The sequence below is a fragment of the Pseudoalteromonas nanhaiensis genome, assembly GCF_051235485.1.
GTDB lineage: Bacteria > Pseudomonadota > Gammaproteobacteria > Enterobacterales > Alteromonadaceae > Pseudoalteromonas > Pseudoalteromonas lipolytica_C.
The window spans coordinates 89,006-111,087 of sequence record NZ_JBPNYQ010000014.1 but is presented as its reverse complement, the minus strand read 5'-3'; the positions used below and the strand labels follow the sequence as shown (position 1 = coordinate 111,087).

Annotated in this window: 19 protein-coding genes; 15 read left to right on the top strand and 4 right to left on the bottom strand. The window is 41.7% G+C overall.

Going from position 1 to position 22,082, the window contains the following annotated elements; genetic code table 11:
• Nucleotides 1-50: 50 nt before the first annotated feature.
• Nucleotides 51-509, bottom strand: coding sequence for a zinc ribbon-containing protein (locus ACSFVZ_RS13300; RefSeq protein WP_135924127.1), 459 nt, complete (start codon nucleotides 507-509; stop codon nucleotides 51-53).
• A 186-nt stretch (nucleotides 510-695) separates the two neighbouring features.
• On the opposite strand from ACSFVZ_RS13300, the gene leuS reads away from it, so the two are divergent.
• The 13 genes from leuS (at nucleotide 696) to lipA (ending at nucleotide 13,397) form a co-directional block, all read left to right on the top strand.
• The gene (leuS, locus tag ACSFVZ_RS13295) at nucleotides 696-3,284 is read left to right on the top strand and encodes a leucine--tRNA ligase (RefSeq protein ID WP_138558627.1); all 2,589 of its coding nucleotides are present in this window, start codon (nucleotides 696-698) and stop codon (nucleotides 3,282-3,284) included.
• A gap of 1 nt (nucleotide 3,285) precedes the next feature.
• Nucleotides 3,286-3,774 carry an LPS-assembly lipoprotein LptE gene (locus tag ACSFVZ_RS13290; RefSeq protein ID WP_138558626.1) on the top strand — a complete coding sequence of 163 codons (489 nt, stop codon included), beginning with the start codon at nucleotides 3,286-3,288 and terminating at the stop codon, nucleotides 3,772-3,774.
• The gene (gene holA, locus ACSFVZ_RS13285; RefSeq protein ID WP_138558625.1) at nucleotides 3,774-4,814 is read left to right on the top strand and encodes a DNA polymerase III subunit delta; all 1,041 of its coding nucleotides are present in this window, start codon (nucleotides 3,774-3,776) and stop codon (nucleotides 4,812-4,814) included. Before ACSFVZ_RS13290 ends, holA begins: the two co-directional genes overlap by 1 nt.
• 9 nt (nucleotides 4,815-4,823) lie before the next feature.
• The gene (gene nadD / locus ACSFVZ_RS13280; RefSeq protein ID WP_435559045.1) at nucleotides 4,824-5,459 is read left to right on the top strand and encodes a nicotinate-nucleotide adenylyltransferase; all 636 of its coding nucleotides are present in this window, start codon (nucleotides 4,824-4,826) and stop codon (nucleotides 5,457-5,459) included.
• A 55-nt stretch (nucleotides 5,460-5,514) separates the two neighbouring features.
• Complete coding sequence (rsfS, locus tag ACSFVZ_RS13275; protein ID WP_054551669.1) at nucleotides 5,515-5,832, top strand: ribosome silencing factor; 318 nt, start codon at nucleotides 5,515-5,517, stop codon at nucleotides 5,830-5,832.
• Nucleotides 5,833-5,859: 27 nt separating this feature from the next.
• Nucleotides 5,860-6,330, top strand: a complete 471-nt coding sequence (rlmH, locus tag ACSFVZ_RS13270; protein ID WP_036967350.1) for a 23S rRNA (pseudouridine(1915)-N(3))-methyltransferase RlmH — start codon at nucleotides 5,860-5,862, stop codon at nucleotides 6,328-6,330.
• Nucleotides 6,331-6,337: 7 nt separating this feature from the next.
• Entirely contained in the window at nucleotides 6,338-8,218 is a 1,881-nt protein-coding gene (gene mrdA / locus ACSFVZ_RS13265; protein WP_435559044.1) for a penicillin-binding protein 2, read from the top strand.
• The gene (rodA, locus tag ACSFVZ_RS13260; protein WP_135924121.1) at nucleotides 8,215-9,321 is read left to right on the top strand and encodes a rod shape-determining protein RodA; all 1,107 of its coding nucleotides are present in this window, start codon (nucleotides 8,215-8,217) and stop codon (nucleotides 9,319-9,321) included. Before mrdA ends, rodA begins: the two co-directional genes overlap by 4 nt.
• A complete protein-coding gene (locus tag ACSFVZ_RS13255; protein ID WP_135924120.1) occupies nucleotides 9,321-10,085 on the top strand; it encodes a septal ring lytic transglycosylase RlpA family protein in 765 nt (254 codons plus the stop codon). The genes rodA and ACSFVZ_RS13255 overlap by 1 nt, the downstream gene beginning before the upstream one ends.
• 54 nt (nucleotides 10,086-10,139) lie before the next feature.
• On the top strand, nucleotides 10,140-11,300 hold the full coding sequence (locus tag ACSFVZ_RS13250; protein WP_435559043.1) for a serine hydrolase: 1,161 nt from the start codon (nucleotides 10,140-10,142) through the stop codon (nucleotides 11,298-11,300).
• A gap of 184 nt (nucleotides 11,301-11,484) precedes the next feature.
• Nucleotides 11,485-11,763, top strand: a complete 279-nt coding sequence (gene ybeD, locus ACSFVZ_RS13245) for a DUF493 family protein YbeD (RefSeq protein WP_135924118.1) — start codon at nucleotides 11,485-11,487, stop codon at nucleotides 11,761-11,763.
• A 19-nt stretch (nucleotides 11,764-11,782) separates the two neighbouring features.
• Nucleotides 11,783-12,439, top strand: a complete 657-nt coding sequence (lipB, locus tag ACSFVZ_RS13240; RefSeq protein ID WP_135924117.1) for a lipoyl(octanoyl) transferase LipB — start codon at nucleotides 11,783-11,785, stop codon at nucleotides 12,437-12,439.
• Nucleotides 12,432-13,397: a lipoyl synthase gene (lipA, locus tag ACSFVZ_RS13235; protein ID WP_130051157.1), complete on the top strand. Its 966-nt coding sequence runs from the start codon at nucleotides 12,432-12,434 to the stop codon at nucleotides 13,395-13,397. The genes lipB and lipA overlap by 8 nt, the downstream gene beginning before the upstream one ends.
• A 57-nt stretch (nucleotides 13,398-13,454) precedes the next feature.
• Here lipA and ACSFVZ_RS13230 read toward each other — a convergent pair whose 3' ends face one another.
• A complete protein-coding gene (locus ACSFVZ_RS13230) occupies nucleotides 13,455-14,048 on the bottom strand; it encodes a TetR/AcrR family transcriptional regulator (protein WP_435559042.1) in 594 nt (197 codons plus the stop codon).
• 175 nt (nucleotides 14,049-14,223) lie between these two features.
• On the opposite strand from ACSFVZ_RS13230, the gene ACSFVZ_RS13225 reads away from it, so the two are divergent.
• Nucleotides 14,224-15,243, top strand: coding sequence for an MBL fold metallo-hydrolase (locus tag ACSFVZ_RS13225; RefSeq protein WP_435559041.1), 1,020 nt, complete (start codon nucleotides 14,224-14,226; stop codon nucleotides 15,241-15,243).
• A 126-nt stretch (nucleotides 15,244-15,369) separates the two neighbouring features.
• Complete coding sequence (locus ACSFVZ_RS13220) at nucleotides 15,370-16,995, top strand: M28 family metallopeptidase (RefSeq protein WP_435559049.1); 1,626 nt, start codon at nucleotides 15,370-15,372, stop codon at nucleotides 16,993-16,995.
• 85 nt (nucleotides 16,996-17,080) lie between these two features.
• Here the strand turns inward: ACSFVZ_RS13220 and ACSFVZ_RS13215 are convergent, their stop codons facing one another.
• Complete coding sequence (locus tag ACSFVZ_RS13215) at nucleotides 17,081-17,620, bottom strand: hypothetical protein (RefSeq protein ID WP_435559040.1); 540 nt, start codon at nucleotides 17,618-17,620, stop codon at nucleotides 17,081-17,083.
• Between the two features lie 167 nt (nucleotides 17,621-17,787).
• Nucleotides 17,788-21,783, bottom strand: coding sequence for a FimV/HubP family polar landmark protein (locus ACSFVZ_RS13210; RefSeq protein ID WP_435559039.1), 3,996 nt, complete (start codon nucleotides 21,781-21,783; stop codon nucleotides 17,788-17,790).
• Between the last annotated feature and the right edge of the window lie 299 nt (nucleotides 21,784-22,082).

Genomic DNA, 22,082 nt, shown 5'->3' with positions numbered 1-22,082 from the left:
TCTTGACTGGGCATTATAGGTAACGCCCAGCAAAAGCCTGCGTCACTGATTTAAGGTTGTAATGCCTTACGGCGAAAATAAATACCGCCACATTCAGTACAAGGAGTAATTTGCGTAGCATGGTAAACATCGTAACTATGTTGGCAATTTTTACATACTAATGTGCCCATGGCTATCCATTCTCCTTCTTGATAGACACCATCGTGTTTAAAATCTTGATTAAGGGCATGCCATTCTAACTGGGTTTTATCTTCAATATGCGATAACTCGTACCAAAGCGACTCCTTAAGTTCAAGCCAAGCCAACGAGTCATAATGCTCATCATTTTCTTTGATGTGATCAATATCGCGCTTAAGATACTCTCGATATTGGCTAAGCTTTTCTTGTCCTAAATCTTTAAGTGCTTGCTCTGATTCAACAAATTTATCTATTGCATCCTTTAATTCATTGTCTTTTACATCTTTAATCCATTTAGTTAAATCAGTGAGCCAAGATTTATAGTCTGCCATCGGTTACTCCTTCAAAAATGATGAAAAATCAATCGTTATTCTAGTTGAGTATAGGTTAACCTGCCCTGAAAATATATTTCCAGACAAAATTAATAAAAGCGCCTATTTGCCGCTGTGATTAGCGTGTATTTTGAGTTATCCTTATCGACAATTTTTTATTAATTTGCAAGAAGTCTGGAATCGTAGATGCAAGAGCAATATAACCCGCAAGACATAGAGTCAAAAGTACAAGCCTACTGGGAAGAAAACCAAGTATTTAAAGTCACTGAAGATGAGAGCAAAGAAAAGTATTACTGCCTTTCTATGTTCCCATACCCAAGCGGCCGACTCCACATGGGTCACGTTCGTAACTACACCATTGGTGACGTAGTATCACGCTTCCAACGCTTGCAAGGCAAAAACGTAATGCAACCTATGGGTTGGGATGCGTTTGGTCTACCTGCGGAAAATGCAGCAATCAAAAACAACACTGCACCTGCTAAGTGGACATACGAAAACATCGATTACATGCGCAACCAGTTAAAGCAACTGGGTTTTGGTTACGACTGGGATCGTGAAATTGCGACATGTCATCCAGAATATTACAAATGGGAACAGTGGTTCTTCACTAAGCTTTATGAAAAAGGCTTGGTTTACAAAAAGATGTCAACAGTTAACTGGGATCCAGTTGACCAAACAGTACTTGCCAACGAGCAAGTTATTGATGGTCGTGGTTGGCGTTCAGGTGCCATTGTTGAACAAAAAGAGATTCCACAATGGTTCATCAAAATCACTGATTACGCACAAGAGCTATTAGATGATTTAGATAAACTTGATCACTGGCCTGAGCAAGTTAAAACCATGCAGCGCAACTGGATTGGTCGCTCTGAAGGTTTAGAAATCGAATTTAAGCGTGCTGATAACGACGATACATTCAGTGTTTATACAACGCGCCCAGATACCTTCATGGGTGTGACATACGTTGCTGTTGCAGCTGGTCACCCAATTGCACAAGAAGCAGCTAAAAACAGCGACGCTGTAGCTATGTTTGTTGATGAGTGTAAAAACACGAAAATCGCTGAAGCAGACATGGCAACCATGGACAAAAAAGGTATTGCCACTGGTTTTTACGCAATTCACCCATTAACAGGTAAACAAGTACCAATTTGGGTCGCTAACTTTGTATTAATGGATTACGGCTCAGGCGCTGTAATGGCAGTACCTGCACACGACCAACGTGACTACGAGTTCGCAACAGCATATGGCCTTGAGATTGCTCAAGTTATTGCACCAGCAGCTGACTCTGAAGAAACAGTTGATTTAGACAACCAAGCATACACTGAAAAAGGCGTGTTAGTTAACTCAGGTGAGTTCGACGGTCTTGAGTTTGAAGCGGCGTTTAATGCAGTTGCAGATAAACTAGAAGCACTGGGTGTAGGTGAGCGTAAAGTGAACTTCCGTCTACGTGACTGGGGTGTTAGCCGTCAGCGTTACTGGGGCTCTCCAATTCCTATGTTAAGCGACGAGAACGGTAATGAGCTTGCTGCAACAGAAGACATGCTGCCAGTTCGCTTACCTGAAGACGTGGTAATGAATGGTGTAACTTCACCAATCAAAGCTGACCCTGAGTGGGCTAAAACAACGGTAAATGGCGCACCTGCATTCCACGAAACAGATACTTTCGATACCTTCATGGAATCATCATGGTACTACGCGCGTTACTGTAGCCCTCGTTTTGACGAAGGCATGATTGAGCCAGGTGCTGCAAATTACTGGTTACCAGTAAACCAATATATCGGTGGTATTGAGCATGCGATCTTGCACTTACTTTACTCGCGTTTCTTCCACAAGTTATTACGTGACTTTGGTTTAGTAACTTCAGATGAGCCATTTGAGCGCTTACTATGTCAAGGCATGGTATTAGCAGATACTTTCTACCGTAAAGATGAGAAAGGCGGTGATATCTGGATTTCGCCAACAGACGTACAAACTGAAACAGACGACAAAGGCCGTGTTGTTAAAGCGTGGCACAAAGAAGATGGCGAGCCGGTATTCTCTGCGGGCATGAGCAAAATGTCGAAATCGAAAAATAACGGTATCGACCCACAACAAGTTATCGCCCAGTACGGTGCAGATACAGTGCGTTTATTCATGATGTTCACGGCGCCACCAGAGCAAACCCTTGAATGGTCTGATTCAGGTGTTGAAGGTGCAATGCGTTTCTTAAAACGTATTTGGAAATACGCTGTTGATGTAGAAACAGTAGGCTATCAAGCGCTTGATAAGTCAGCATTAAATAACGACCAAAAAGTACTTCGTCGTGAACTTCATAAAGCAATTGCAAAAGTGACTGATGACGTAGAACGTCGTCAAACATTCAACACTGCAATCGCTGCAATTATGGAAATCTCGAACAAGTTACTTAAAGCACCGCTTGCCGATAAACAAGATGTGGCAATTGCTAACGAAGCGCTTGAAGCATTACTTATCATGCTTGCGCCTATCACGCCGCATATGTGTCATCAATTATGGCAAGACCTTGGCAAAGAAGGCGACATCTTAGATGCAGCATGGCCAAAAGTTGACGAATCAGCACTTGTTGAAGATGAGAAGCTAATCATCGTACAAGTTAATGGTAAGCTTCGTGCTAAGTTAACAGTGCCTGCTGATGCAACTAAAGAGCAAGTTGAAGCATTAGCATTTGCTGAAGAAAACGTAACTAAGTTCACTGATGGCGCAACCATCCGCAAAGTGATTTACGTACCTGGCAAACTACTTAACGTGGTTGCTAACTAAGATGGCAGCGCTTCAAGCACTGAAAAACGGACTAGCCCTTGCGCTAGTCTGTTTACTGCTAACAAGTTGTGGCTTTCATTTAAAGAAAGCCTCAAACTTGCCTGACGACTTGAAAGTGATCACCCTGGTCGGGGATGATGAAAAGTCAGCATTATTCGAGTTAGTCGAAAAAGAGCTTATTGCGAGTAAAGTTGAACTTAGCCAAGGTGGTAAACACCCAGAGTTAACGATCCACAAAGACCGTTTAGAGCGTCAAATCTTGTCATTATTTGATAATGGTCAGGTTGCCGAGTATGAACTTGCCTACAGTGTAAGCTATACCCTTAAGCGCCCTGGACAAAAAGCCATTAACCAGCGCTTTGAATTGTATCGTAACTATCAAGACGACCCAGATAATGCTCTTGCAAAAGCAAAAGAGCTTGAGCTGCTATTAAGCGAAATTCGTAAGCAAGCCAGTCGTCGAATTGTTCGTGAGCTATCACAACTGTAATGCGTTGTTATGCAAATCAACTACCTAGCCAATTGAAAAAAGGCCTTGCGCCTTTTTACATGGTGTTTGGTGAAGAGCCCTATCAAATTACACAATGTGTCATGCAAATTCGTCAAGCCGCCAAACAGCAAGGTTTTGACGAGGTAATCAAATTTACCCTAATGCCAGGGTTTGATTGGCAAGAAATTGTAGCTCAATACCAAAGTATGTCACTGTTTAGCGCTCGTACCTTAATTGAATTTGACTTAAACGAGCAAAAACCAGGTACTCAAGGTAGCCAAATATTTAAACAACTTGTAGAACTTACTAATCCAGACACTATTTTGGTATTGAAAGGTGCCAAAGCTGGTCAAGATGTTCAACGCAGTGCATGGTTTAAAGCTTTAGATAAGCAAGGCTTATTTGTACCTTGTTATCCCCTAACAGGTAACCATTTAAGCCGTTGGCTAGACGAGCAATGTTATCGTTTAAATTTAAACTTGCACAATAATGCAAAACAAAGCCTGATTGATGCCACTGAAGGTAACTTACTTGCATGCCACCAAGAACTTGAAAAATTATCTCTATTATATGGCAGTGAGTTAGTAGACCAGCAGGCCGTAATGCAAGGTCTTCTTAATCAATCAAAATTTGATATCTTCGATTTGAGTGATGCTTTATTAACCGGCAATGCAGGTCAAGCAGTCAAAGTAATGAGTAAACTCGCTACTGATAACACAGAAGCAATGAGTATCTTTTGGGCCATTAATAAAGAAGCCACTAACTTACTTGCAATGCAACACGCTCGCCTAAACGGTGCCAATATGACTGATTTATATCGGCAGTTTAATATTTGGAAAAACCAGCAAGCAACAGTACAGCAGGCATTAAACCGCCTGCAAATTAGTACTCTTGAGCAAATCATCAAACAATTAGCCGAGTTTGATGCTGCCTACAAACAAGGCAACCTTGTTGCGCCTTATCAAGCCTTAACACACCTTTGCTTAGTATTTTGCCAACCACTGGCAATGCCATTACCTTGCCACCCTGTTTTAGATTAGAGTTGTATAATGATTGCTATATTTGGTGGAACATTTGACCCAATTCACTTAGGCCACATCAATATGGCCGAGCAATGCGTTAAACAGTGTCAGCTTGATACGCTGTATTTTATGCCCTGCGCTATTCCTGCACATAAAGCTAAACCGGGGATCAGTGATGAACACCGTATCAACATGCTCAAACTTGCAATTGAAGACATCCCTTATTTCACGATTGATTACAGAGAACTTAATCGTTCAGGTGCCTCTTATTCATTACTTAGCTTGCAAGAATTAAGAGCTGAGCACCCTACTACGCCCATTATTTTTTTAATCGGTATGGACTCATTCATTAGCCTCGACAAATGGTTTAAATGGCAAGAAATTGTCACACTTTGCCACATAGTCGTGTATCAAAGACCGGGGCAAACCTGTAATGTCGCTGGTGAATTGGCTCATTACAAGGAAAAGGCATACACTGATAACCTTGCTGAACTAAAGCAACAACCTGCAGGTAAGTTATTCTTTTTAAATGGCTTACAAATAGATGCCGCATCAAGAGAAATCAGAAAAAAACTGCATTCAAATAGTGAAATAACTGAACTTTTACCAACTTCAGTCAGTCAATACATCGCACAGCATCATCTTTATCAAACAGATGAATAAATGCTGCCTGCGTGATAAAATAACAATTAAGATTATTTATTTTTGAGAAAACACTTTGGATTCTAAACAACTACTCGCATTTGCCCTTGATAAAGTCGACGACATGAAAGCCCGTGATGTGGTGCAACTTGATGTTCGTGGAAAGTCAGATATTACCGACTATATGTTAGTATGCTCTGGTAACTCTAAACGCCATGTTCAATCGATTGCTGATCACGTTGCAAAAGAAGCACGCCATGCAGGTGAAGAGCCCCTTGGTTACGAAGGCCAAAATGAAGGTGAATGGGTGCTTGTTGACCTAGGTGATGTAGTAGTACATGTCATGCAAGACCAAACTCGCGACTTCTATGATCTAGAGAAACTTTGGGGTTAACCCTTGCAAGGACATAGGTAAACCATTTTGAAGATACAATTGATTGCCGTTGGTACTAAGATGCCAGCATGGGTTGAAACTGGATTCACAGAATATCAGCGCCGTTTTCCGCGTGATATGCCGCTTGAGCTTATTGAAATTCCTGCCGGTAAACGCGGAAAAAATGCGGATATAAAACGTATTTTGCAACTTGAAGGCGAAAAAACCTTAGCAGCAATACCCAAAGGCAATCGCATTGTTACTTTAGAAGTAACAGGTAAGCCAATGGATACTCATCAACTGGCTAAAAGCATGGAAAAATGGCAGCTTGATGGCCGTGATGTTAGCTTACTCATTGGTGGCCCTGAAGGCCTTGCACCAGAATGCATTGCAGCTTCTGAGCAAAAATGGTCTTTATCAAATCTAACACTACCGCATCCTTTAGTGCGTATTATTGTTGCCGAAAGCCTTTATCGTGGCTGGAGCTTAAATAATAATCACCCATACCACCGCGAGTAGTTAGTCAATGCGAAAACACAGACCCACAATTCGAGACCACTCGGCTGAAGCTAATTTATTTGCTCGCCGCGCGTTTGTGGGCTTTGTGTTTGTTACATTATTAATTGGTGTCTTATTATCAAACTTATATAACATTCAAGTTATCGACCACCAAGACTACCAGACACGCTCTAATGATAATCGGATCAAAGTTATCCCAATTGCCCCGAATCGGGGTTTAATTTATGACAGAAATGGCGTTTTACTTGCTGAAAACAAACCTGTATATAACCTTGAAGTCATTCCAGAAGAAACAGATAACCTAGATCAAGCATTAGAAGATGTTCAACAAATTATCGATATCAGTGAACAACAAAAAGCAGAGTTTTTAGATGATATCAAACATAATCGCCGTTTTAAGAGCCAAGTCCTTAAAGCACGATTAAACGAAACTGAAGTTGCCAAGTTTTCAGTTAATCAGCACAAATTCCCAGGTTTTAGTATTGAAGCACGACTAGCTCGTTACTACCCTTATGGTGATACTTTAACTCACGCATTAGGTTATGTTGCCAAGCTCAATAAAAAAGAGCTGGCAAAATTAGAAGCTGATGATCAAGCAACAAATTACCGTGCTACACATGATATAGGTAAGCTAGGTATCGAAAAATACTATGAGCAATTACTTCATGGTGTAGTTGGCTCACAAAGTGTAGAAGTTAACAACAGGGGTCGTATCATTCGCACTTTAAGCATGACCCCACCAGAGCCAGGCCATGACTTGGTACTTACTCTGGATATAGGCTTACAACAAATTGCACAGCATGCTTTAAAAGATATGCGCGGCGCTGTCGTTGTGCTCGACGCAAAAGATGGTGGCGTACTGGCTCTTTACTCTAACCCAAGTTACGACCCAAACTTATTTGTTCATGGCATCAGTAGTAGCGACTACAAAAAGTTATTGAACCCAGATCGCCCCCTCATAAATAGAACCACACAAGGTCGTTACGCACCAGCTTCTACGGTTAAACCACATATGGCTATTTTAGCGCTAGAGGAAGGACTTGTAACCGAGCAAACACAAATGTGGGATCCGGGCTTTTTTCAAATTCCAAACGTTGAACATAAATGGCGTGACTGGAAACGTTGGGGTCATGGCCATGTTGACGTTTATCGTGCTATTGAAGAGTCATGCGATACTTATTTTTATGACGTGGCGTATCGCTTAGGCATTACTAAAATCAGTGATTTTATGTCTCAATTTGGTTTTGGCGAACTTTCAGGTATTGATATTCATGAAGAAACCTCTGCGATTATGCCATCAAAAGAATGGAAAGAAGGCCGCTTTAGAGAATCGTGGTGGCGTGGTGATACAATTTCAGTGGGTATTGGCCAAGGTTATTGGACCGCAACACCGATGCAAATAGCCAATGCGACGAATATTTTAGTTAATCGCGGGATTGATCACCCACCCCACTTAGTGCAAGTGGCTAAAAAAGAGAATGAAGTCACTCAAATAAACAACGATGAAAAGCCACCCGTGGTGCTAAAAAACCCTCACCATTGGCAAATAGCGCTTGATGCAATGCACAACACAGTACACAAAGTCACCGGCACCGCCCATAAAGCATTTAAAGGTGCCAATTATGACCCTGCAGGTAAAACCGGTACCGCGCAAGTAGTTAGCATTGCCCAAGGTGAACGTTATGACGCTAAATCACTTAAAGAGCGTCAACGCGATAACGCAATTTATGTTGGCTTTGCACCTTATAATGACCCACAAATTGTGGTTTCTGTGGTTGTAGAAAATACCGGTGGCGGCAGTACCGTAGGTGCGCCTATTGCTCGTCAATTGATGGACTATTATTTTTCAGCTAACCCTCTGCCTGTTGCACAAAGTGATGCGCCATGATCCCATTAAATAAAAAACGCTCTATCTGGCAACGCCTTCACCTTGATTTACCGCTCCTGATAGCGTTAATGCTCATGATGGTAGGCAGCCTAACCATTGTTTACAGTGCCAGTGGTCAAGACCCAGCGATGATGATCCGCCATGCCACACGGATGTTTGGGGCGATACTAGGCATGTTTATTCTTGCGCAATTTTCGCCAAACACGCTAAAAAGAATGGTTATTCCACTTTATTGCGTGGGCCTATTAATGCTCATCGGGGTACTGCTATTTGGTGTTAGCTCTAAAGGTGCGCAACGTTGGCTAGATCTTGGTATTACTCGATTTCAGCCATCTGAATTAATGAAAATTGCCGTACCTATGATGGTCGCATGGTATATCGGTCGCAACCATTTACCACCCCGCATTATTCATCTAATCATTGGTTTTGCGATTGTGATGGTGCCTACCATCCTAATCAAAGAGCAGCCTGACTTAGGAACATCAATATTGATCGCCAGTTCAGGTATTTTTGTATTGTTTTTGTCAGGCCTAAGTTGGCGATTAATCGGCTTTTTTACCGCTACAGTAGCCATTGCTGCTTGGCCATTTTGGCATTACGTTATGCTCGACTATCAAAAACAACGCGTATTAACATTTTTAGACCCTGAAAGTGATCCTCTTGGCTCTGGTTATCACATTATTCAATCGAAAATAGCAATTGGCTCAGGCGGAATTGAAGGAAAAGGCTGGCTGCAAGGTACGCAATCACAACTTGAGTTTTTACCCGAGCGACACACTGACTTTATCTTCTCTGTTTTAAGCGAAGAGTTTGGCTTATTTGGAGTGTGTTTATTACTGTGCATGTATTTATTCATCATTGGTCGTGGTTTATACATAGCGGTCAATGCCCAAGATGCGTTTGGTAAACTGCTTGCAGGTGCATTAACTTTAACGTTTTTCGTTTATGTATTTGTAAATATTGGCATGGTGTCAGGTTTACTGCCTGTGGTCGGTGTCCCTTTACCCTTGATCAGTTATGGCGGCACCTCTATGGTGACCTTGATGGCAGGATTTGGCATTATTATGTCTATCGCCACAGATAAAAGGATGCTTTTAAAATAATGACACATCGCGTTAGTTTTCTATTTGTTGCATTATTTTCTGTAATGCTCACTGCTTGTAGCTCGTCGCAGCAAGGTCGTTATGCTATGGAGCATGATGCAGCCCCGCTTCGAAAGCCTACCGAACTTGAAATGCAAGATGCAGTAGTAACGGCTGTAGTTAAGAGTGCCAGTGCGAGTCGCCCTTATGAAGTTCGTGGAAAACGCTACACTCCCATGTTAGATGAAACAGGCTACTCTGAAGAAGGGATTGCCTCATGGTACGGTAGAAAATTTCATAACTACCATACATCTAATGGTGAAATATATGACATGTTCGCGATGACTGCAGCGCATAAAACTTTGCCATTACCCAGCTTTGCACGAGTCACTAATTTAGATAACGGTAAATCTGTCATTGTTCGCGTTAATGACCGCGGCCCATTCCATGACGACCGTATCATCGATTTATCTTATTCTGCGGCCTATAAACTAGATTATTATCGCCAAGGTACAGCGCGTGTTAAGGTTGAAGCCATTACCCTTAGCAATTCTGCCCCTCGTTTAAGTTACATACAGGTTGCAGCGGGAAGTACTCTTGCCAATGTTGAAGCGCTCGCGTTTCAACTTCGTCAGCAATATCATGTGCCAACAAACATTGTTGAAAAAGATGGAATCTATCGATTACGTCTTGGTCCAATAAAAGATGCCGCAGAAGCACAAACTGTTTTAGAAAAGCTAAAACAAAACCAATTTCAGAACGCGTTCTTGCTTTACAGTGAGTAAGACCTTTAGAATAGGTTAACGCGACATGTTTAACTTTAACCATTAATGAGTACGATGAAATCTATAAAATATAAAATCTTAAGTGGCGTTTGTGGCCTTGTTTGCACAGCGAGTGTATTTTCAGCAACAGCCCAAATCATTCCTGCCCCACCACAAGTTAATGCGAAAGGTTATTTCTTGGTTGATTTCACCACAGGTAAGGTCATTGCTGAAGGCGAAGCCGATACTAAGCTGGCACCTGCCAGTCTAACCAAGATGATGACCAGTTACGTCATCGGTACTGAAATTAAAGCCGGCAATATCTCACCAACAGACATGGTCACCGTGAGTGAAAAAGCGTGGGCAAAAAACTTTCCTGAATCATCAAAAATGTTCATCGAAGTGGGTAAACAAATCAGTGTTGACGACCTTAACCACGGTATCATTATTCAATCAGGCAATGATGCGTGCGTAGCAATGGCTGAACACATTGCTGGTAGCGAAAGTGCATTTGCTGATTTAATGAATGCTCACGCTGAAAAGTTAGGCATGACAAACAGCCATTTCGTAAACAGTCACGGATTAGATACTAACGAGCACTTCACAACGCCACGTGATATGGCCACTCTTGGTGCTGCACTTATTCGCGATGTACCAGATGAATACGAAGTATACGCTAAAAAGTCATTCACTTTTAACGGTATTAAACAATATAACCGCAACTCTCTATTATGGGATGAAAGCATGAACGTAGACGGTATCAAAACCGGTCACACGTCAGAGGCGGGTTATAGTCTAGTGAGCTCAGCGACTAAAGACGATATGCGTTTAATCGCTGTAGTAATGGGCGCCGAAAGCGAACGTGCTCGTAAAGTTGAAAGTAAAAAATTACTAAACTACGGTTTCCGTTTCTTTGAAACGATTACACCATATCAAGCAGGTGACAGCTTCGCAGAGCAACGCATTTGGATGGGTAACAAAGAAAATGTTTCACTGGGTATTTTAGAAGATACGCCAATCACCATCCCACGTGGTCAGCGTAAAAACTTAAAAGCGAACTTTGAGCTTGATAAAACTCTAAAAGCTCCACTTGCTAAAGGTAGTAAAGTTGGCACCTTATTCTTGCAACTGGATGGGGAAGAAATCGCTCAATATCCGTTAGTTACACTTGAAGAAGTAGAAGAAGGCAGCTTCTTCAGCAAGATCTACGATTACTTACGTTTACAGATCATGTAATCTCAGATAAAAGTTTATAAACGCCTTGCACTGCAAGGCGTTTTTTTTTGTCTGAAAAATGATAGAATGCGCCCCATATCAGTCGCGCTGGGTCGAGTGCGTCGTAATTTAAGTCTGCTTACTGCCAAGAACTGGCCGAGAAAGTCTCGATTAAGCACACTCACTGTTTTGAGGAGTCACCGTCGTGGTTCAACCTGTAAAAGATACTAAGTTTGATGAGTATTTAGATTTCCCTTGCCCATTTACTTTTAAAATCATGGGCTTAGCAAACGTAAATCTAACAGACCAGATCCTAGAAAAGCTGCAACCAATTGCACCAGGCGATTATGCGCCAAAGGTAAAACCAAGCAGCAAAGGTAATTACGAGTCAGTCACGCTTGTGGCAACCGTTACAAGTAAAGAGCACATTGAAGAAATCTATAACGTGATCAGCAACATCGATGACGTACGTCACATGCTATAGGCTGATTACGGAGTAAGTCGTGAGCGAAAGAGAATTAATCGTTCGTCAATTAGGTCGTCAGCGTTACATGCCAATTTGGCAAAAAATGCAATCTTTTACCGACACCCGTGATGAGCACACAGCCGATGAAATTTGGCTTGTAGAGCACGAGCCTGTATTTACTCAAGGTCAAGCTGGTAAAGCTGAGCACTTATTAAATACCGGTGATATCGAAGTGATCCAAGTAGACCGCGGTGGTCAAGTAACCTACCACGGGCCAGGTCAGCAAATGATGTATGTACTGTTCAACTTACGTCGTTTAAACATTGGTGTAAGAGAGCTGGTAACTTGGCTTGAAGAGTGCATTATCGACACGTTAAAAGACTACGACATTGACGCTTACGCCAAAGCGGATGCACCGGGTGTCTATGTTAACGATAGTAAAGTTGCCTCATTGGGCTTACGAGTTCGTCGCGGCTGCTCATTCCATGGTTTAGCACTGAATGTAAATATGGACTTGAGTCCGTTTTTACGTATCAACCCATGCGGCTATGCAGGCATGAACATGGTGCAAACAACTGACCTTAATGGTCCGCAAAACCTCGAGCAAGCAGGTGCAGGGCTTGTAAAACACATGATTAAAAAGCTTAATGCTACTGTGGTTAAGCACACTGAAGGGTTTGAAACGAATGAATAAACCAGTCAAAATGGAACCAGGCGTAAAACTGCGTGATGCAGAAAAAATGGCGCTGATCCCAGTTAAAGTTTTACCGACTGAAAAAAACGAAATGTTGCGTAAGCCAGAGTGGCTAAAAATTCGCTTACCAAAATCAACCGAACGTATTGATGGTATTAAACAAGCGATGCGTAAACATGGTTTGCACTCAGTTTGTGAAGAGGCTTCGTGCCCTAACCTATCTGAATGTTTCAATCACGGTACAGCAACCTTCATGATCTTAGGGGCTATTTGTACTCGTCGTTGTCCGTTCTGTGATGTTGCTCATGGTCGTCCATTAAAGCCTGATGCAGCAGAGCCTGAAAAGCTAGCGCTTACTATTAAAGACATGAAGCTAAGCTATGTGGTAATCACCTCTGTAGACCGTGATGATTTACGTGATGGTGGTGCACAACACTTTGCTGACTGTATTCGTGAAATTCGTAAACACAACCCAGAGATCACGATTGAAATTCTAGTACCGGACTTCCGTGGTCGCATGGACAGAGCCCTTGATATCTTAATCGAGACACCGCCAGATGTATTTAACCACAACCTAGAAACAGCACCGCGTTTATACAAATTGGCGCGTCCAGGTGCTGACTATAAGTGGTCACTTGAGCTATTACGTCGCTTTAAAGAAGCACATCCGAATGTGAAAACGAAGTCTGGCTTGATGGTAGGTCTAGGTGAAGAAATTAGCGAAATCGAAGAAGTGTTACGTGACTTACGCGAGCATAACGTTGATATGCTAACAGTAGGCCAATACTTACAACCTTCAAAACACCACTTACCTGTTAAACGCTACGTGCCGCCAGCCGAGTTTGATGCATTAAAAGACTATGCAGACGAAATTGGCTTTACACATGCAGCCTGTGGCCCATTTGTTCGCTCAAGCTACCATGCTGACCAACAAGCAGCTGGTAAAGAAGTAAAATAATAGTTTTACAACTGTTTAAAAGCCCGCATTAAGCGGGCTTTTTTATGTGCCAAAATATCAGCGCCCATAACGCGCTAAGAACATTTTTACTGTTTCGCTTATTACTTTACTATCTGAGTCACCTTCTTGGCGCTCAAAGCCATACAGCAACGGATAAAAGATCAGAGACTTTAACTGATACACAAACTGTTTTGCTGCAAACTCAACATCATCAATAGCTAAAACCTGTGCTTGCACACCTGCTTCTAAAAACGTCACTAGGTCGTGCATACAGCCCATGTTGTTACTCGCTAATGATTTTGCTAAATCGGGCTGCTGTAACATTTGCATAAAGGCGACTTTCGCTACTTTTAAAAACTCTTCAGAGGTCAAAAGTGCCACTTCTTGCTCGGCAATACGTGTTAACTGCTCTGCAATTGGTAAAGTAGCATCAAATACAACCGCTTGCTCTTGGCGAACTTTTTCAAACATAAACACTAGAATGGCTTGAAACAACACATCTTTATTTTCAAAGTGATTGTATACGGTGCGCTTTGAGGCACCCGCTAAGCTTGCAACCTGATCCATACTTGTATGCTCAACACCCTGCTGAAAAAACAATGTTTCAGCTGCATTCAAAATATCTAATCGTTTTCTCTGTGATAATTTCATGGACCCCTCCGATAAGGGTTACTAGTGTAACGCAAAAATAAAAAATGCACTAGATAGTTTACTTTTATAGCAAACCATGAAAAACTACACCGTGTAGTTTACTTATGGTGACGATATGAAATTTCTAAAATGGCTCGCAATCGCCACTCTATGCATCGTGATAGGAGTGTTTATTATGAATAATCAATTAGCCGCTGAAGGCGTGAGTGATAACAGCCACTCTGCGCAACTGGCTGATGGCAAGTTCCACAATAGTGCTGAAGTAGAAAGACCCAGCTTTAAGAAAACGTTAGCTATCTTCAAACGCTTCATTACTGAAAAGAAAATTGATGCAGAGCCAAAGGGCGAGCTGCCTATGCATTCTGTTTCTCATGCTCAGCTTGAGCGTTTATCAAATGACACAGTGCATTTTGTAAAGCTAGGTCACTCCTCTATTTTAGCGAAAGTGTATGGCGAATACTGGCTATTTGATCCGGTATTTTCAGAGCGCGCTTCGCCTTTTTCATTCATGGGTCCAAAGCGCTTTCAACCATCACCAATTAGTATTGCAGAATTACCAAGCATCGCGAAAGTGTTTATCTCACACAACCATTATGATCACTTAGATAAAGCGGCAATTAAACAGCTTGTTGATAAAACAGCCTCTTTTTATGTGCCATTGGGAGTCGAAAACGACCTTAAAAAATGGGGCGTTGATGAACAAAAAGTCCATAGTTTTGATTGGTGGCAAGAGCAAAATATGGCAAATAGCCAAATTGTATTTACACCAACCCAGCACTTCTCTGGTCGAGGTTTAACAGACGGCAATAAAACCCTTTGGGGTTCATGGGCTATTAAAGTAAATGACAAGCGCTTTTATTTTAGCGGTGACTCGGGATATTTTGCTGGCTTTAAAGAAATTGGTAATCGTTATGGGCCGTTTGATATTACTTTTATAGAAACCGGTGCTTATGACAAAGATTGGGCTGATATTCACATGACACCAGAGCAATCTGTACAAGCTCATCTCGATTTACAAGGTGATATCATGGTGCCAGTGCATAATGGTACTTTCGATTTAGCATTTCATGCTTGGTATGACCCCCTCAAGCGTGTCACCAAAAAAGCACAACAGGAGCACGTATCGCTAAGTACCCCACTTGTTGGTGAAGTATTTAAAATTCAAGATAACGCAGTTGATAAAGCGTGGTGGTAAAATTGACAGGATGAAAGGTGCATTATTATCCTTTCATCCTGAATAATTAGTTACTTATAGACTCTTCCTAGACAGCCCCCTTCTCGTCCCATATAGTGGAACTCTGTGCAATCAACCAGAAAAACTATGACAACTCACTTAAAATACGCAAGTTTAGCGCTTGCCATTGGTTTATTCGGTTGCTCCGAGCAATCAACATCAAGCGCTGATGAGCCAAGCGAAAAAAACCTTGAAGCCGTTAATATTGAGAATGTACGCTCACATATTAAAACCCTCGCCTCAGATGAATTCTTAGGCCGCGGTCCTTTAACCGAAGGCGAAACACTCACCATTAACTACTTATCAGATGAATATAAAAAAATCGGATTAACTGGCAGTTTTAATGGCGAATTTTTACAGCCAGTTACCATGGCAAAACTCACTCCAGATCAAAACATGACCCTAAAAGTGGGCGATTTAAGCTTTAACGCTGGCAGTGATTTTACCGCTCGTACTCAACAGATTAACCCTGAGATCAACATTGATGGCTCTGATGTTGTGTTTGTTGGCTATGGCATTAATGCACCTGAATACAACTGGGATGACTTTGCCGATATTGATGTAAAAGACAAAACAATTATCGTGCTTGTTAATGATCCAGGTTTTGCCACCCAAGACGAATCACTTTTCACTGGAAATGCCATGACCTACTATGGTCGTTGGACTTACAAATATGAAGAAGGTACACGCCAAGGCGCAAAAGCGGTATTTATCGTTCACGAAACAGCCCCTGCTGCTTATCCTTGGAGTGTAGTAGAAAGCTCGAACACGGGTAGTAAATACACTTTAATTGACCAAGATAAAAATGCTTCTGACATCCCTGTAATGGGTTGGATTGATGAGCAAGCTGCAAATGAGATCTTTGCTCAAGCGGGTCTTGATTATCAAACAGAGAAAGCAAATGCATTAAAAGCAGATTTCAAACCTGTCGACTTAAAAGCAAAAGCAGCGCTGACTCTAAAAAGTGATATCTCTCAAGCACAATCACATAACGTTGTGGCAACACTAAAAGGCAGCGAAACTCAAGATGAGTACATAGTAATTGGTGCGCACTGGGATCACTTTGGTACGAAGCAAACTGATGATGGTCTGAAAATCTACAATGGTGCTGTTGATAATGCTTCTGGTACCGCGGCAACAGTTGAAATAGCCCGTATCCTTACTGAAATGCATAAGAAAAAGCCATTTAAACGCTCTATTATCTTTGCCAACTTTACGGCTGAAGAAACTGGGCTTATTGGTTCTGAGCAATTCGCTACTGGCGAAATTGTACCAACCAAACAAATGGTCGCGTTGCTTAATATTGACGGTATGAACGTGCTAGATGGCGTTGACTACATATTGCAGTACGGCAAAGGCATGTCTGAAATGGAAGACTACCTTGCAGATGCAGCTAAAGCTCAAGGGCGCCATGTAAAAATGGACCCTCGTCCTCAAAATGGATTGTTCTTCCGCTCTGATCACTTCTCACTGGCTAAACAAGGCGTGCCAAGTTTATTATTTATGAGCTTAGGTGATACTGATCCTGATTATATCGCCCATAAATATCACAAAGAAGCTGACGACTATTCACCCCAATGGTCTATGGGTGGTGTTAAGCAAGATATCGAACTGATCGTTGATATTGCAGCCAAACTTGCTAATAACGGTGACTGGCCAAAATGGAAAGCTGAGTCTGATTTCAAAGCGCGTCGTTTGCAAGACAAGCAATAACCTTCGCTTAGATACAAAACCGAGCTTCATTGCTCGGTTTTTTATGTACAATATGCCAACTTGCTAATTGATTAAACCAACTTAATTATTCTAACGTTACCCGCAGCTCTCTTGATTGAGCAACCCCTTCCTGCCGATGCTCAAATCCAGAATAATCCACATTTACACCGCTAAATTCAAATGCATAACCCCCCGTTTTGCCTTCTGAATCTATCATAGCTAATAGGGCGTTATTGTCTTTACCTGCAAAGTTAGTATTCTCATACTTAACAAGATACTTAGCTTGTGCTCCATCATAATATACGCAATATCCTACAAATAACTGGTTATTATCATCATCAGTATAAATAACCCAACCAAATGAGCCGTCTAGCCCCATTGAACGCTGAGTCCATGCACGAGCAAAATGTGGCTCAATGCCTCCACTTTGAGGGTATTGCATTGTCCCTTGCATAGTACCACTTGTTTTATAACGCCATGTTTTGTTGGTGTTATTCACAATTTCAGGCACTATCTGCGTTGAGGCATTCCCTTCATTTTTTAGTATTTCAAACGCTGTATCGGCTAATTGAGTAAATACATCGGATACTGGTCTTCCATCGATTGATACATAAAGTGAACTCATTTTCCTTCTCCTAGTAAATTTTTAGCTAAACCCTCATGGTTCAGTTAAATAGTAAGATGGAGAAATTCACTTGTGTATTACAGATTATTACATGGCTTGAGTACAGAATGCTGTGCAGCAGACATAAAAAAACCGAGCTCGTTGGCTCGGTTTATTATTGGATAGTATTACTCTTTAATCTTAGCCTTTAACGAAAGTGCTTCTTCTTGAACTTCTTCTGGGCCATTTTCGATTACATCTTCAATGGCTTGTAATGCAGCATCAAAGTCGTCGATTTCAATATATGCCCTTGCAAGGTCTAGTTTTGCTGAGTATCCGCCACTTTCGGCATCAACATCTGTTGGGTTGTCACCTGCGAGTAATTCATTAAAATCACTAAGCCCTACATCCATATCAACCTCATCGTAAGGTTCATGGTCTAATGCTTCATCGTCGCTTTGCTCAAGTAACGAGTCAATATCAACAAACTCATCGCCTGTAGACTCAGGCTCTTGAGCTGCTGATACATTATCCTCAGGGTCTGGCTGTGCGTCGTTTTCAATCTGCAAGTCTTCATTTAACAGTGCGTTAAAATCAACATCAAACTCACTGGCATCTACAATGTCGGCTTCATCTGGCTCTGCTAGCTCATTTAGCAGCGCATCAAAGTCTGTTTGAGTTAAATCAGCCATGAAATCATCGTCGATTTCATCATCAGATAGCGTAGTTAAGTCATCACTGCCTACAATTTCTGATTCAATGTCTGCGATGGTGTCAGCTTCGTCTTCATGTTCAAGCTCAATATCGTCAAGGTCTAGCTCAAACTCTGCTTCGCTCTCAAGGTTATCGCTATTATCTGCAGCTGTCGGCAGCTCAGACTCTGCACTTGTAACCACTGCATCATTTGACTCTGTTAAGTCATCTTCAGATTCTAGAGCATCTTGCTCAGTAAACTCATTATCTAGCAACAACTCATCGTCAAAGTCATCCTCTAACTGATTAAGTTCATTACCGCCCGCCAGTGAATTTGCAAGATCTTGCTCTGCCTGACTTGGCTGTAAAGATAAATCATCTTGGAACTCATCAATTGAGTCTTCTGACTCAAAACCAGCATCATCTAACTCAAGTTCAGGGTATTCATCAAGTTCTTGACTCGGTGTAACTGTGTCTTGAACGAGAGGCTCATCTTCAACGCCTAGGTCAAATTCATCTGTTAGTTGATCATCGGCAAGAGGATCGTCACCTAAATCTATTTCAACTTCTTCAATATCTTCTTGAGGTTCATCATCAATAGACCAGTCTGGAGCTGCTATATAATCATCTTCGTCTTCACCTATTTCACTTAATAATTCATCAACACTTTTTAGTGATGGATCATCAAATTCATCCAGTGAATCTTCGTCATCTAGTAGATCATCGGTGTCTTCGTTAAACTCGTGATTAAGCGCTTCATCAATATCGACTAAATCAGAAGCCACTGACTCAACATTCAAGTCGTCTATTGCTTGGTCTGCATCAGCTAGATCTTCTAGTGACTCTTGTAAACTCTCATCGTGTTCTTGGCTTTGGGCATCATCATGACTTAAGTCATCTATCTGAGCTTGTGTGTCCTCTTTAAGTTCATTAGCCTCTTGAATTAACTGTTCAAGCTCATCATCTGAAACAGCTTCATCATCATCTTCTTCTTCCAGTAGTGAGTCTAAGTCGCCCATATCTAAAGAGTCAGCTAACTCGTCCTCAGAACTGCTTGGCTGTGCTTGTTCAACTTCATCAAGTAAAGAATCTATATCGTCTTCTTCAAGTGCATCTTCTGAATCACTTTCTTCAAGATCACCTTCGTCGATTAAAGAGTCAATGTCATCGCTATCAAGGCTATCTTCATCGTCTTGCTCGTCGACTAGCTCATCAACCGCAGGCTCTTCAGCTGGTGCCTCTTGCTCGGCTACATCGTCAATTAAAGAGTCAATGTCATCGCTATCAAGGCTATCCTCATCGTCTTGCTCATCGACTAGCTCATCAACCGCAGGCTCATCTGCTGGTGCGTCTTGCTCGGCTACATCGTCGATTAAAGAGTCAATGTCATCGCTATCAAGGCTATCGTCATCGTCTTGCTCGTCGACTAGCTCATCAACCGCAGGCTCTTCAGCTGGAGCCTCTTGCTCGGCTACATCGTCGATTAAAGAGTCAATGTCATTGATATCAAGAGTATCTGAATCGTCTTGCTCATCGACTAACTCATCTACTGCCGGCTCTTCAGCTGGTGCGTCTTGCTCGGCTACATCGTCGATTAAAGAGTCAATATCATCGAGATTAAACGTATCATCATCGTCTTGCTCATCGACTAACTCATCAACCGCAGGCTCTTCTGCTGGTGCCTCTTGCTCGGCTACATCGTCGATTAAAGAATCAATATCATCGAGATCAAACGTATCGTCATCGTCTTGCTCATCGGCTAAATCATTAGCCCTAACTTCCTCTGCGGTATCATCTATTGACGCATCAAGGTCGTCTTCATCTAACTCATCTTCGTCAATTAAGTCATCAATATTACTTTGCTGTGCAGGCTGTTCGTTTTTAGTTTCTTCTATTAACGAATCAATATCATCAGAGTCGTCTTCTGCTTGTGTATCATCAATTAGACTATCAATATCGAAATCGTCTTCATCAATGAGTTCTGCTTCAACATTGCCTGCTGTTGGTTGCTCATCGGCAGCATCGAGTAAGTCATCAATATCATCTAAATCAACGTCTTGGTTATCATCTGCACTCGCATTTTGCTCATCAATTAAACTATCAATATCAAAATCATCTTCAGCAAGCTCTTCACTTAGAGCCGCCATATCTTCATTTGTATCATCAAGTGAATCATCTGCATCATTGTCGAACAAGTCATCAATATCGTCCGCACTTAAAATATCGCCAGATATGTCAGTATCTGACTGTTCACTATCCAGATCTATTTCATCACCTAAACTATCGTCTGTTTGGTCAAAATCTTGCTGTAAAAATGCATCCAAATCATCGTCGTCAACGCCCGCTGTCGACTCATCAGCAAACTCAATATCATCGCTAAGCAAACCGTTTAGTTCATCTTGATTTAATACGCTATCGTCGTCATCGAAACTATCATCAATACTGTCGTCGAAAATAATATCATCGTCTGGCAGCATATCTTGATCGTCATCTAATCGGACACTTAGTTCGTCATCATCGTCTGAAGGCTCAGGGACAAGTGGATCAGTTTCTACAATTGGATCAAGATCATCATCTGGCGTATGGACAGGGCTTTGCGGTAAAAACTCATCGTCATCAATATTATCGGTTTCGCTGCTATTGCGTTTTTTCAAGAACATCACAACGGCTGCAATTATCAGCAAAGCCGGTAGAAACATTAAAGCACCGAGAACAAATGGGTTACTCAGAATAGACGAAAAATTAAACCCACTGTCCTCTTCAATCTTTTTTGCTCTTTGCTGCTCTATAATTTCGTTTTGTTTGGCTATCAGCTCTTTAAGCTGCTTTTGGATTTCACTGTCTTGACCAAGTTGATCACGAACAGTCTCAAGCTCCTTAGATATACCCGTTAACTGTTTTTTTAGTTTGTTATTCTCTTCTAAAATTTCTTCTACATTCTCGACCGACGATTTAAATTGCTTTTGCAACTCAACAAGCTGAGTGCCTTGCTCTGCTTTGATCGTATTTATTTCTTGTTTAAGCTCTTGTTTTGCTTCGTCTACATCGACTTTACGAGCCTGCGTTACATTCTTTTGTGATTCATTTATTTCAGCAGTCGTTAACGTGCCGTTTTTCTTTTTTTCCCATAATTCATCATCTTGCTCTGAGCGCGCTTTTGCTAACGTGGGATTGACCGCACGCATCTCTGCAATTGTTGGGATTTTAAGGTATGCGCCATCGCGCATATGATTAAGGTTTTGGTCTAAAAAAGACGACGGATTTTTGTCATACAATGCTTGCATGACTTGATAGATAGAAACTGAATTATCAGGACGAATTTTTGCGGCAATACGCCATAACGTATCAGTTGGCTTTATTGGGCCAATTGATCGCCCTTGCTCACCATAGTCGACCCCTTTAGGGCCTTTAAGTGTGGAGCCTTCATCAGAGTATGTCGGTGTAACCACCAATGCAGACGCTAATATGAAGAGTGTTGCTAAACCGCGCATGCTGATCCTTTATGTTTTAAATGTTAACGCAGCAACCTTGGTTGCTTAAACATCAAGTAATTCTTGCAGAATTGATTCTTAATTATGCTTTCTTGCAAGCTCTATTCCAGCTGCAGACTATAAACCAGATGCTAGGCAATATCCATCGCAACACTTTGAAAGTAAATAGCTTAAATATCTACGGCTGAGAGTTTTATTTATTGTTATTGTTAAGTTTATACGCTTTTACAGCGTATGCGGCAATAATTTGGCAGTGAATTCACAAAAAAAGCGGCAAATTGCCGCTCTCTTTCACTTAT

Bases quoted from the DNA above. Each gene is read 5' to 3' on its own strand.
- ACSFVZ_RS13300 (WP_135924127.1), bottom strand. From the start codon at position 509: ATGGCAGACTATAAATCTTGGCTCACTGATTTAACTAAATGGATTAAA.
- leuS (WP_138558627.1), top strand. From the start codon at position 696: ATGCAAGAGCAATATAACCCGCAAGACATAGAGTCAAAAGTACAAGCC.
- ACSFVZ_RS13290 (WP_138558626.1), top strand. From the start codon at position 3,286: ATGGCAGCGCTTCAAGCACTGAAAAACGGACTAGCCCTTGCGCTAGTC.
- holA (WP_138558625.1), top strand. From the start codon at position 3,774: ATGCGTTGTTATGCAAATCAACTACCTAGCCAATTGAAAAAAGGCCTT.
- nadD (WP_435559045.1), top strand. From the start codon at position 4,824: ATGATTGCTATATTTGGTGGAACATTTGACCCAATTCACTTAGGCCAC.
- mrdA (WP_435559044.1), top strand. From the start codon at position 6,338: ATGCGAAAACACAGACCCACAATTCGAGACCACTCGGCTGAAGCTAAT.
- rodA (WP_135924121.1), top strand. From the start codon at position 8,215: ATGATCCCATTAAATAAAAAACGCTCTATCTGGCAACGCCTTCACCTT.
- ACSFVZ_RS13255 (WP_135924120.1), top strand. From the start codon at position 9,321: ATGACACATCGCGTTAGTTTTCTATTTGTTGCATTATTTTCTGTAATG.
- ACSFVZ_RS13250 (WP_435559043.1), top strand. From the start codon at position 10,140: ATGAAATCTATAAAATATAAAATCTTAAGTGGCGTTTGTGGCCTTGTT.
- lipA (WP_130051157.1), top strand. From the start codon at position 12,432: ATGAATAAACCAGTCAAAATGGAACCAGGCGTAAAACTGCGTGATGCA.
- ACSFVZ_RS13230 (WP_435559042.1), bottom strand. From the start codon at position 14,048: ATGAAATTATCACAGAGAAAACGATTAGATATTTTGAATGCAGCTGAA.
- ACSFVZ_RS13225 (WP_435559041.1), top strand. From the start codon at position 14,224: ATGAATAATCAATTAGCCGCTGAAGGCGTGAGTGATAACAGCCACTCT.
- ACSFVZ_RS13220 (WP_435559049.1), top strand. From the start codon at position 15,370: ATGACAACTCACTTAAAATACGCAAGTTTAGCGCTTGCCATTGGTTTA.
- ACSFVZ_RS13215 (WP_435559040.1), bottom strand. From the start codon at position 17,620: ATGAGTTCACTTTATGTATCAATCGATGGAAGACCAGTATCCGATGTA.
- ACSFVZ_RS13210 (WP_435559039.1), bottom strand. From the start codon at position 21,783: ATGCGCGGTTTAGCAACACTCTTCATATTAGCGTCTGCATTGGTGGTT.